Origin of the sequence: Streptomyces sp. BK208, from assembly GCF_004364245.1 — a bacterium.
In the GTDB taxonomy this organism is placed as follows: Bacteria; Actinomycetota; Actinomycetes; order Streptomycetales; family Streptomycetaceae; genus Streptomyces.
The window spans coordinates 51,653-62,420 of sequence record NZ_SOAV01000017.1; the positions used below are offsets into that span (position 1 = coordinate 51,653).

Consider the following 10,768-nt stretch of genomic DNA (forward strand, 5'->3'; position numbering starts at 1 on the left):
GGTACGAAGGAAGCGAACCTCCATGAGCATCGACTGGGCAGCCCTGGGCTCCGTCTTCGGCGTCAGCCTCGTGGCCACGGTGGCCCTGGTGGGCCTGTTCACCCTCGGCATCGTCGGCCTCTCCCACCGGGAGCGGGCCGCCGCGGAGGGCGGCTCCGCGCCCCTGGCGGTCACCGGCGCGTACGCGTGCTTCGCGGCCTGCACGGCGGCGGTGGCGTACGGGATCTATCTGATCGTCGCCTGACCGCCGCCCGAAGCACGGCGCACGTCCCCGGGGCGGGGCGCGGAACGGACCCGGACCGTTCCGTGCCCCGCCTCTTCGTGCGCCGGCGCGTTCGGGTGCCGGCGCACGCTCTTCGCGTGTGGGCCTTCGCACACTCCCCCGTCGCAGGTCAACGCCAGGTTGACGGGTGTTCGCGGGCCGTGGTGGACTTCCCGGGCCATCTACGGCGGCAGGAGAGGAAGCCCGGTGCGAATCCGGCGCGGTCCCGCCACTGTGACCGGGGATCAGGACCCCCGGGAGCCAGGAACTCTCACCGCCGGACTCTTCGAACCAGGGCGTGGACACCCTGAGTGAGGACATGACGCGATGCCCGGCTTCCGCCTCCGCACGACGCCCCGTACCCGGTGCCTCCCTGCCCGTGTGACCGGCTGAGCCCGTGCGTGCCGGACGCGTCTTCGCGTACGGCGCCGCCGCCGGCCTCCTCGGCGACCTCCTCCTCGGTGATCCGCGTCGCGGACACCCGGTCGCCGCGTTCGGCCGTGCCGCGGGCGCCGTGGAACGGGTGCTGTGGGCGGACCACCGGGGCCGGGGCGCCCTGCACACCGCCGTGTGCGCCGGCGGTGCCGCCGCCCTCGGTGCGGCCGCCGCGCACGCCGTACGCCGCTCCCCCGCCGCCTCCGTCGCGCTGACCGGCGCGGCCACCTGGGCCGTGGTCGGCGGCACCTCGCTCGCCCGCGAGGCCCGGGAGGTCGGACGGGCCCTGGAGGCCGGGGACGTCGAGGCGGCGCGGGCGCGGCTGCCGCACCTGTGCGGTCGGGACCCGCAGGCGCTGGACGCCGACGGGATCGCGCGGGCCGTCGTGGAGTCCGTCGCCGAGAACACCTCGGACGCGGTGGTGGGCGCCCTGGTGTGGGGCGCGGTGGCCGGAGTGCCCGGACTGCTCGGCTTCCGGGCCGTCAACACCCTGGACGCGATGGTCGGCCACAAGTCGCCCAGGTACCGCCGCTTCGGCTGGGCCGCGGCCCGCCTGGACGATCTCGCGGGCTGGCCGGGCGCCCGCCTGACCGCGGTGCTGGCCACCGTCGCGGGCGGTGACCCGCGGGGCGCCGCACGGGCCTGGCGGACGGACGCCGCCCGGCACCCGAGTCCCAACGCCGGGCCCGTGGAGGCCTCGTTCGCGGGCGCCCTCGGCGTGCGGCTCGGCGGGACGCTCTCCTACGGCGGGCGGACGGAGCACCGGCCGGTCCTCAACGGGGCGGCCGGGCGCGGCGTCCGGGCCGGTTCGGGGGACATCGACCGGGCGGTACGGCTGTCCCGGCGCGTGAGCTGGCTGGCGCTGGGCGTGTGCGTGGGCGCGCGGCTCCTCGCGCGCGGGACCGGCGGAGCCGGCGCGGTCGGCGGGGGCACCGGCGGAGCCGGCCGGATCAAGAGGGTCAGCGGGAAGGGACGTACGTCATGAACGGTGGCCTGCTCGTCGCCGGTACCACCTCAGACGCCGGGAAGAGCGTCGTCACCGCCGGCATCTGCCGCTGGCTGGTGCGCCAGGGCGTCAAGGTCGCCCCGTTCAAGGCGCAGAACATGTCGCTCAACTCCTTCGTGACCCGCGAGGGCGCCGAGATCGGCCGGGCCCAGGCGATGCAGGCCCAGGCCTGCCGGGTGGAGCCGACCGCGCACATGAACCCCGTGCTGCTCAAGCCCGGCGGGGAGCGGAGCAGTCAGGTCGTGCTGCTCGGCAGGCCCGTCGGCGAGATGAGCGCCCGCGGCTACCACGGTGAGCGCCAGGGGCGGCTGCTGGACACGGTGCTCGGCTCGCTGGCCGAACTGCGCGCCTCCTACGACGCGGTGATCTGCGAGGGGGCGGGCAGCCCGGCCGAGATCAACCTGCGGCGCACCGACATCGTGAACATGGGGATCGCCCGGGGCGCCGGACTCCCGGTCCTGGTCGTCGGCGACATCGACCGCGGGGGCGTCTTCGCCTCGTTCTTCGGCACGGTGGCGCTGCTGGCGCCCGAGGACCAGGCGCTGGTCGCCGGGTTCCTCGTCAACAAGTTCCGCGGCGACGTGTCGCTGCTGGAGCCGGGTCTCGACATGCTGCACGTCCTCACCGGGCGGCGGACGTACGGCGTGCTGCCCTTCCGGCACGGGCTCGGCATCGACGAGGAGGACGGGCTGCGCGTGTCCCTGCGCGGGACGGTGCGGGAGTCGTCCGTCGCCCCGCCGGTCGGCGAGGACGTGCTGCGCGTCGCCGTCTGCGCCGTCCCGCTGATGTCCAACTTCACGGACGTGGACGCGCTGGCCGCCGAGCCGGGCGTCGTGGTGCGGTTCGTGGACCGGCCGGAGGAACTGGCCGACGCCGACCTGGTGATCGTGCCGGGGACGCGCGGGACGGTACGCGCGCTGGAGTGGCTGCGGGAGCGGGGGCTGGCGGACGCCGTCGTCCGGAGGGCCGCCGAGGGGCGGCCGGTGCTCGGGATCTGCGGCGGTTTCCAGCTCCTGGGCGAGCACATCGAGGACGAGGTCGAGTCGCGTGCCGGACACGTGGACGGCCTCGGACTGCTGCCCGTGCGGGTGCGGTTCGCGCGGGAGAAGACCCTCACCCGGCCGGTGGGCGAGGCCCTCGGCGAGCGTGTCGAGGGGTACGAGATCCACCACGGGGTCGCCGACGTCACGGGCGGTTCCCCCTTCCTGGACGGGTGCCGGGTCGGCCAGACCTGGGGCACGCACTGGCACGGTTCGCTGGAGTCGGACGGCTTCCGGCGGGCCTTCCTGCGCGAGGTGGCCGGCGCCGCGGGCCGCCGCTTCGTGCCGGCCCCCGACACCTCGTTCGCCGCGCTCCGCGAGGAGCAGCTCGACCGGCTCGGCGACCTGATCGAACAGCACGCGGACACCGACGCGTTGTGGCGGCTCATCGAGTCCGGCGCGCCGCGAGGACTGCCCTTCGTTCCACCGGGAGCGCCCGCATGAGCATCGCGAGCACCGTGCTGTCGCCCTCGACGGCCGGCACGACGGCCGGCACGGACCTGCCGGCGGCCCGCGCGTCGGACGCGGCCCACCGGCTCGGCGGGGGCGCCTTCGGAAGGGCGGGCGCCGAGTACGTCCTCGCCCCGGAGGACCGGGACCGCATGGAGGCGTCCGGCCCGTGGGCGCCGGGCGGCATCACCGAGCGGCTGCCCCAGGCCGCCGGACCGGGCCTGTGGGCCGAACCGGACGCGCGGACGCCGGAGCGGCCGCGCGCCACCTATCTGGAGCCAGAGGGCGACTTGGAGGGCGACGACAAGTGAGTATCCCGTTCCCGTTCACGGCCGTCGTGGGTCAGGACGACCTGCGACTCGCGCTGCTGCTGAACGCCGTGTCCCCGGCGGTCGGCGGTGTGCTGGTCCGGGGGGAGAAGGGCACGGCGAAGTCCACCGCGGTGCGAGCGCTGTCGGCGCTGATGCCCCGGGTGGACGTCGTCTCCGGGTGCCGCTTCTCCTGTGATCCCGACTCCCCCGACCCGGGCTGCCCGGACGGCCCGCACACACCGGGCGCCTTCGCCTCGCGTCCGGCGCGCATGGTGGAGCTGCCCGTCGGCGCCTCCGAGGACCGGCTGGTGGGCGCCCTCGACATCGAACGGGCGCTCGCCGAGGGCGTGAAGGCCTTCGAGCCGGGCCTGCTGGCCGACGCGCACCGCGGCATCCTCTACGTCGACGAGGTCAACCTGCTCCACGACCACCTGGTCGATCTGCTCCTCGACGCCGCCGCGATGGGCGCCTCCTACGTCGAGCGCGAGGGTGTGTCGGTGCGGCACGCCTCGAAGTTCCTGCTGGTCGGCACCATGAACCCCGAGGAGGGCGAGCTGCGTCCGCAGTTGCTCGACCGGTTCGGGCTGACGGTGGAGGTCGCGGCCTCGCGCGAACCCGACCAGCGCGTGGAGGTCGTACGGCGACGGCTCGCCCACGACGACGACCCGGCCGGTTTCGCGGCGCGCTGGGCCGACGAGGAGGCCGCCGTACGGGCGCGGATCGCGGCGGCGCGGGAGCTGCTGCCGTCGGTGCGCCTGGGCGACGGGGCGTTGCGGCAGATCGCGGCGACCTGTGCCGCCTTCGAGGTGGACGGCATGCGGGCCGACATCGTGATGGCCCGGACGGCGACCGCGCTGGCGGCGTGGGCCGGCCGGACGGACGTGCTCGCGGAGGACGTGCGGCAGGCGGCGCTGCTGGCGCTGCCCCACCGGCGGCGGCGCAATCCCTTCGACGCGCCGGGGCTGGACGAGGACAAGCTGGACGAGACGCTGGAGGAGTTCGGCGGGCAGGACGAGCCCGACGGGGGCGGGGACGGTCCCGACGGTGACGGTGACGGTGACGGGGGCGACGACGATCCCGGGCCCGGTGGCGGCCCCGGTGGGCAGCCCGACCCCGACGACGGCCCGCAGGGCGACGGTGACGCGGCCGCGCGTCCCGAGACCGGGGAAGCCGGCGAGGGCGGGGAGCCGCAGCCGGGCGGGGTTTCCGGTGAGCAGTCCCCCGTGCGGGCCGCGGAGCCGTTCCGGACCAGGGTGCTGAGCGTGCCGGGTCTCGGCGAGGGCGCCGCCGGGCGCCGTTCGCGGGCGCGGACCGAGCACGGCCGGACCACCGGGGCCCGCCGACCGCAGGGGGCTCTGACCAAGCTGCACCTGGCCGCGACCGTGCAGGCGGCGGCGCCGCACCAGCGGGCGCGGGGACGGTCGGGGCGGGGCCTGGTCGTGCGCCGGGACGATCTGCGGCAGGCCACTCGTGAGGGGCGCGAGGGCAATCTCGTGCTCTTCGTCGTCGACGCCTCGGGGTCGATGGCCGCGCGGCAGCGGATGGGCGCCGTCAAGGGAGCCGTGCTGTCGCTGCTGCTGGACGCCTACCAACGGCGGGACAAGGTGGGGCTGGTGACCTTCCGGGGCACGGCCGCCGACGTGGCGCTGCCGCCGACCTCTTCGGTGGACGCGGCGGCGGTCCGGCTGGAGTCGCTGCCGACCGGGGGACGTACGCCGCTGGCCGCCGGACTGCTGCGCGCCCACGAGGTGCTGCGGGTGGAGCGGCTCCGGGACCCGGCACGGCGGGCGCTGGTGGTGGTGGTGACGGACGGGCGGGCCACCGGTGGTCCGGAACCCGTCGCGCTGGCCTCGCGGGCGGCGCGGCTGTTCGCCGCCGACGGGGTCGCCTCCGTGGTCGTGGACTGCGAGTCGGGGCCCGTGCGGCTCGGGCTCGCGGGGCGGCTCGCGGGGGAGCTGGGCGGTACGGCGGTGACGCTCGACGAGCTGCGGGCCGATTCGATCGCCGGTCTGGTGAAGGACGTTCAGGGCAGCGGACAGCACAACAGGAGGGTCGCGTAATGCCACAGGGGAAGCCGAGTGTCGTACCGGACGACGGACTGACGACCCGGCAGCGGCGCAACCGGCCGCTGGTGTTCGTGCACACGGGGGTCGGGAAGGGCAAGTCCACCGCCGCCTTCGGGCTGGCGCTGCGGGCCTGGAACCAGGGGTGGCCGATCGGGGTGTTCCAGTTCGTCAAGTCGGCGAAGTGGAAGGTCGGTGAGGAGAACGCCCTGCGGGTGCTGGGCGCGTCCGGGGAGGGCGGCACCGTCGACTGGCACAAGATGGGCGAGGGCTGGTCCTGGGTCCAGCGCGACCAGCAGCAGGACAACGAGGAGAAGGCCCGGGAGGGCTGGGAGCAGGTCAAGCGCGACCTGGCCGCCGAGACGTACAAGCTGTACGTGCTGGACGAGTTCGCCTACCCGCTGCACTGGGGGTGGATCGACACCGACGAGGTGGTCTCCGTGCTGCGCGACCGGCCCGGCACCCAGCACGTCGTGATCACCGGGCGGAACGCACCCGCCGCCCTGGTGGACTTCGCCGACCTCGTCACCGACATGACCAAGGTCAAGCACCCGATGGACACCGGCCAGAAGGGGCAGAGGGGCATCGAGTGGTGACCTCCGCCGCCTCCGCCGTGCCCCGGCTGGTCGTCGCCGCCCCCTCGTCGGGCAGCGGCAAGACCACCGTCGCCACCGGCCTGATGGCCGCGCTCACGGGGCGCGGGCTCGCGGTGTCGCCGCACAAGGTCGGGCCCGACTACATCGATCCCGGCTACCACGCGCTCGCCACCGGACGGGTGGGGCGCAACCTCGACGCGTACCTGTGCGGGCCCGAGCTGGTCGGGCCGCTGTTCCTGCACGGGGCGCGCGGGTGCGACATCGCGGTCGTCGAGGGCGTGATGGGGCTGTACGACGGGGCGGCGGGCGAGGGCGAGCTGGCGTCCACCGCGCAGGTCGCGAAGCTGCTCGGCGCGCCGGTGGTGCTGGTGGTGGACGCCTCGGCGCAGTCGCGGTCGGTGGCGGCGCTGGTGCACGGGTTCGTGAGCTGGGACCCGGAGGTGCGGGTCGGTGGCGTGATCCTCAACAAGGTCGGGTCGGACCGGCACGAGGTGATGCTGCGGGAGGCGATGGAATCCGTCGGGGTGCCGGTGCTCGGGGTGTTGCGGCGGGCGCCGCAGGTGGCTGTGCCGTCGCGGCACCTGGGTCTCGTCCCCGTCGCCGAGCGGCAGAGTGCGGCGGTGGACGCCGTCGCGGCGATGGCGGCGCAGGTGGCCGACGGGTGCGATCTGGAGGCGCTGGTCCGGCTGGCGCGCGGTGCGGGGCCGCTGGGTGCCACGGCCTGGGAGGCGGGTGAGGCGCCGGACGGGACCGGGACGCGGGTCGCCGTCGCCGCCGGCGCGGCCTTCACCTTCTCCTACGCCGAGCACTCCGAGCTGCTCACCGCCGCCGGAGCCGAGGTCGTCCCCTTCGATCCGCTGCGGGACGAGGAACTGCCCGAGGGGACCGCGGGGCTCGTCGTCGGGGGCGGGTTCCCGGAGATGTACGCCTCCGAGCTGTCCGCCAACGAGCCGCTGCGCAAGGCCGTCGCCGAGCTGGCGCTGAGCGGTGCTCCCGTGGCCGCCGAGTGCGCGGGGCTGCTGTACCTGAGCCGGGAGCTGGACGGGCTGCCGATGTGCGGGGTCCTGGACGCCACCGCGCGGATGTCGCAGCGGCTGACGCTGGGCTACCGGGACGCGGTGGCCGTGTCCGACAGCGTGCTGGCCGGCGCGGGGACCCGGATGCGGGGGCACGAGTTCCACCGGACGGTCGTGGAGCCGGGGGCCGGGGCGGCGCCGGCCTGGGGGATGCGGACGCCCGAGCGACGCGTCGAGGGATTCGTCGAGCGCGGGGTGCACGCGAGCTATCTGCACACGCACTGGGCGGCCGAGCCGGGTGTCGCCCGTCGGTTCGTGGAGAGGTGCCGCACGTCGTGAACGGCGGGCCGACGGGGGTGCCGTACCCGTCGCCACTCGTCGCGCCCGCCCGGCGCGGGGGCGGGCGGGGCGGGGCAGCCGTGAGCGGCCCGGGGCCCTCAGTCGGCGATGCCGACCACCAGCCAGATGAACGCCGCGCCCGCGACCGTGCACAGCAGCGTCGAGCGGGCGGGGTGCTCGTGATGGGCCTCGGGGAGGATCTCGGCCGCCGCGAGGTAGAGCAGCACACCGCCGAAGAGGCCGAGGTAGGCGCCGAGCACGCCCTCCGGGATCGTGAAGAGGAGGGTGGAGGAGGCGCCGACGACGGGCGCCAGCGCGTCGGCCACCAGCATCGCGACGGCGCGGCGGCGGGCGTTGCCGTACAGGCTGGTCAGTGTGTAGGTGTTGAAGCCGTCCGCGAAGTCGTGGGCGATCACGGCCATGGCCACCGCCGCGCCCATGCCGCCGCCGACCTGGAAGGCAGCGCCGATCGCCACGCCGTCCATGGCGCTGTGGCCGACCATCGCGGCCGCGGCCGTCAGGCCGACCTCGGGCGAGCGGTGGCCGTGCTCGTCGCCGCCGTGCGCGGCCCGGCGCGCCGCCAGCAGGCGTTCCACCAGGTGCGCGAGCAGGAAACCGGCGACGAAGAGCAGCAGGGCGGCGGGCACGCCGAAGACCTCGTCCCCGGCGGCCTTCAGCGCCTCCGGCAGCAGGTCGAGGCCGACGACACCCAGCATCAGACCACCGGCCAGGCCCAGGACCAGGTGGCGCCGGTCGGTCACGCGCTGTGCCGTCCAGCCGCCGGCCAGCGTCATCAGGAACGCGCCGAGCGCGACGAAGACCGCCATGCGCCCTTGGTATCCGATCACACCGGGTTCAGGCGCGTACGACAGCGGCAACCGCAGTAAATATGCGCAGGATGCACAGGAGAGGACCGCACGCCATGCCTTACGGGGTTCACGAGGTCGCCGGGACGTCCGGGGTTCCCGTGGAGTCGGCGGCTCCCGGCGCGGGGGCGCGGGCCGGCGGCCCGCCGTCCCTCGTCGTCGGGGTCGGCGCCTCCCGGGGTGCGCCGGTCGGTGAGGTGCTCGGGCTGGTGCGGGACACCCTGCGCGCGGCGGGACTGTCCGCCGCGTCGGTCGCCGAGCTGGCCACCGTGGACACCAAGGCCGGTGAACCCGGGATCGTCGGCGCCGCCGAGCGGCTGGGCGTGCCGCTGGTGGCGTACCCGGCCGGCGAGCTGGCGGGTGTCGAGGTGCCCCACCCCTCCGACGCCCCGCTCGCCACCGCGGGCACCCCGTCGGTCGCGGAGGCGGCGGCCCTGGTGCGCGGGGGCGAACTCCTGGTGCCCAAGCGGAAGTCGGCGGCAAATCCCGCGCGGGCGACCTGCGCGGTCGCGTCCCGCGTGCCCCGCGTGCCCCGCGCGTCCGAGGCAGCGGCAGCGGCGGCGGCAGGGGTGGAAATGGCGCAAGCGACGGAAGCGGCACAAGCGACGGAAGCGACCGATGCGGCCACGGCACCCGAGGAGACCCCGTGACGGCCCCGCCCGCCCTGCTCGTCGCCGGGCACGGCACGCGGGACGGGGGCGGGGCCGATGTCCTGCTCGGCCTGGTGCGGGAGCGGCGCGAGGAGGCCGCCGGGTGCGGCCTGCGGATGCGTCGCGACGGCCGCGTGCACCGCGCCGCGCTGCCGGGGTGCGAGGAGGGGGTGGGGCTGCCGCGGCGGCCGCACTCCCACCCCGACGAGGACGGTGAACATCACCACGGGCACCATCACGGACATGGACACGCACATGCGCACGCACACTGAGACCGGCGCCGCGACCGGGTCCGGCCCCGTCGGCCCGGACCTGCGGCACCACGGGGACGCCGAGGTGCGCGACGACGGTTCGGCGCTGGTGGACCTCGCGGTGAACGTCCGTACCGGCACTCCCCCGGCGTGGCTGCGGGAGCACGTCGCCGCCTCGCTCGGCTCGCTCGCCGCCTACCCGGACGGGCGGGCCGCCCGGGCGGCGGTGGCGGCGCGGCACGGTCTGCCGGTGGAGCGGGTGCTGCTGACGGCCGGCGCGGCGGAGGCGTTCGTGCTGCTGGCGCGGGCGCTGAAGGTGCGCAGGCCGGTCGTGGTGCACCCCCAGTTCACCGAGCCCGAGGCGGCGCTGCGGGACGCGGGGCACTCGGTCGGGCGGGTGGTCCTGCGGGAGGCGGACGGCTTCCGCCTCGACGCGGCGGCGGTCCCCGAGGACGCCGATCTGGTGGTGGTGGGCAACCCGACGAACCCGACCTCGGTGCTGCACCCGGCCGGTGTGCTCGCGGCGCTGGCCCGGCCCGGGCGGACGCTGGTCGTCGACGAGGCGTTCATGGACGCGGTGCCGGGCGAGCGCGAGGCGCTGGCCGGGCGGACGGACGTACCGGGGCTCGTCGTCCTGCGCAGCCTCACCAAGACGTGGGGGCTGGCAGGGCTGCGCATCGGGTACGTCCTCGCGGACCCGGAGACGGTCGGCGCCCTGGAGCGCGCCCAGCCGCTGTGGCCGGTGTCCACGCCCGCGCTTGCGGCGGCCGAGGTCTGCGTGGCGCCGCGGGCGCTGGCGGAGGCCGCCCACGCCGCCCACCGCACCGCCGCCGACCGGGGCCGTCTCCTCGCCGGGCTCGCGCGGTTCGCCGGAGCCGGGGTGCGGACCGTGGGCCCGGCAGAGGGGCCCTTCGTCCTGCTCCACGTCCCGGACGGCGCCGCCGTGCGGCACCGGTTGCGCGGCCTGGGGTACGCGGTGCGGCGCGGGGACACGTTCCCGGGGCTGGGCGGGGACTGGCTGCGCCTGGCGGTACGGGACCGGGCGACGACGGACGGCTTCCTGCACGCGCTGGAGCACGCCCTGGCGGCACCGGGACCGGCCTGAGGGCCACGGCCCCGGCGGCACCCTGGCCAGTCCCCCCGGCCTGTGCCGGACCAAGGCCGGGGCCCGGCCGCTCGCCCGAACCGGGACCGCGACGCCGGCCGCGACGGTGGCGGTGGCGGTCGGGACCGACCCGACGGCGCACCGCCCCGGCAGACCCGGCGATCAGCCCGCCTGCGCCGGGCCAGGACCGAAGCTCCGCCGCCCGCCAGAACGAAGACCGGGCCACCGGCCGCGACGTACGGCGTCGACGGCAGACGTGACGGCAGCCGTGACGGTGGCGGCGGCAGCCGGGACACGCCCGACGGGCCACCACCCCGGCCGAAACCCCGCGATCAGCCCCGCCTGCGCCGGGCCAGGACGCACAGCCCCGCCACCCGC

The 10,768-nt window shown here is 76.2% G+C and carries 8 protein-coding genes, 3 pseudogenes and 1 riboswitch; of the genes and pseudogenes, 10 read left to right on the forward strand and 1 reads right to left on the reverse strand.

Features of this window, described 5'->3' with window-relative positions; translation table 11 throughout:
- The first annotated feature begins 22 nt into the window (after window positions 1–22).
- The 7 genes and pseudogenes from EV562_RS32360 to EV562_RS32390 all read left to right on the forward strand — a co-directional run bounded on the left by EV562_RS32360 (window position 23) and on the right by EV562_RS32390 (window position 7,518).
- Complete coding sequence (locus EV562_RS32360) at window positions 23–244, forward strand: hypothetical protein (RefSeq protein WP_133890429.1); 222 nt, start codon at window positions 23–25, stop codon at window positions 242–244.
- 213 nt (window positions 245–457) lie between these two features.
- Window positions 458–533: riboswitch (cobalamin riboswitch) on the forward strand.
- Between the two features lie 126 nt (window positions 534–659).
- Window positions 660–1,682, forward strand: coding sequence for a cobalamin biosynthesis protein (locus tag EV562_RS32365; RefSeq protein WP_133890430.1), 1,023 nt, complete (start codon window positions 660–662; stop codon window positions 1,680–1,682).
- Window positions 1,679–3,187 (forward strand): cobyric acid synthase, encoded by a 1,509-nt coding sequence (locus tag EV562_RS32370; RefSeq protein WP_133890431.1) that lies wholly within the window; start codon window positions 1,679–1,681, stop codon window positions 3,185–3,187. The genes EV562_RS32365 and EV562_RS32370 overlap by 4 nt, the downstream gene beginning before the upstream one ends.
- Window positions 3,188–3,309: 122 nt before the next feature.
- A pseudogene (locus EV562_RS32375) lies at window positions 3,310–3,504 on the forward strand (hypothetical protein); the annotation flags it as partial.
- Window positions 3,501–5,564 carry a putative cobaltochelatase gene (locus EV562_RS32380; protein ID WP_133890432.1) on the forward strand — a complete coding sequence of 688 codons (2,064 nt, stop codon included), beginning with the start codon at window positions 3,501–3,503 and terminating at the stop codon, window positions 5,562–5,564. The pseudogene EV562_RS32375 and the gene EV562_RS32380, both read left to right, overlap by 4 nt.
- On the forward strand, window positions 5,564–6,163 hold the full coding sequence (gene cobO / locus EV562_RS32385; RefSeq protein ID WP_133890433.1) for a cob(I)yrinic acid a,c-diamide adenosyltransferase: 600 nt from the start codon (window positions 5,564–5,566) through the stop codon (window positions 6,161–6,163). The genes EV562_RS32380 and cobO overlap by 1 nt, the downstream gene beginning before the upstream one ends.
- On the forward strand, window positions 6,157–7,518 hold the full coding sequence (locus tag EV562_RS32390; RefSeq protein ID WP_166662107.1) for a cobyrinate a,c-diamide synthase: 1,362 nt from the start codon (window positions 6,157–6,159) through the stop codon (window positions 7,516–7,518). Before cobO ends, EV562_RS32390 begins: the two co-directional genes overlap by 7 nt.
- Before the next feature lie 98 nt (window positions 7,519–7,616).
- On the opposite strand, the gene EV562_RS32395 is transcribed toward EV562_RS32390, so the two are convergent.
- Window positions 7,617–8,345: a ZIP family metal transporter gene (locus tag EV562_RS32395; protein WP_133890434.1), complete on the reverse strand. Its 729-nt coding sequence runs from the start codon at window positions 8,343–8,345 to the stop codon at window positions 7,617–7,619.
- Between the two features lie 140 nt (window positions 8,346–8,485).
- Between EV562_RS32395 and EV562_RS32400 the strand changes: the two are divergent.
- The 3 genes and pseudogenes from EV562_RS32400 to cobC form a co-directional block, all read left to right on the forward strand.
- Window positions 8,486–8,893, forward strand: a pseudogene (locus EV562_RS32400) (cobalamin biosynthesis protein); the annotation flags it as partial.
- 203 nt (window positions 8,894–9,096) lie between these two features.
- A pseudogene (locus tag EV562_RS32405) lies at window positions 9,097–9,306 on the forward strand (sirohydrochlorin chelatase); the annotation flags it as partial.
- The gene (cobC, locus tag EV562_RS32410) at window positions 9,290–10,390 is read left to right on the forward strand and encodes an Rv2231c family pyridoxal phosphate-dependent protein CobC (protein WP_133890437.1); all 1,101 of its coding nucleotides are present in this window, start codon (window positions 9,290–9,292) and stop codon (window positions 10,388–10,390) included. The pseudogene EV562_RS32405 and the gene cobC, both read left to right, overlap by 17 nt.
- The last annotated feature ends 378 nt before the right edge of the window (window positions 10,391–10,768 follow it).

Excerpts from the sequence above, each read along its gene's own strand:
- EV562_RS32360 (WP_133890429.1), top strand. The coding sequence starts at position 23 with ATGAGCATCGACTGGGCAGCCCTGGGCTCCGTCTTCGGCGTCAGCCTC.
- cobC (WP_133890437.1), top strand. The coding sequence starts at position 9,290 with ATGCGCACGCACACTGAGACCGGCGCCGCGACCGGGTCCGGCCCCGTC.
- EV562_RS32395 (WP_133890434.1), bottom strand. The coding sequence starts at position 8,345 with ATGGCGGTCTTCGTCGCGCTCGGCGCGTTCCTGATGACGCTGGCCGGC.
- EV562_RS32370 (WP_133890431.1), top strand. The coding sequence starts at position 1,679 with ATGAACGGTGGCCTGCTCGTCGCCGGTACCACCTCAGACGCCGGGAAG.
- cobO (WP_133890433.1), top strand. The coding sequence starts at position 5,564 with ATGCCACAGGGGAAGCCGAGTGTCGTACCGGACGACGGACTGACGACC.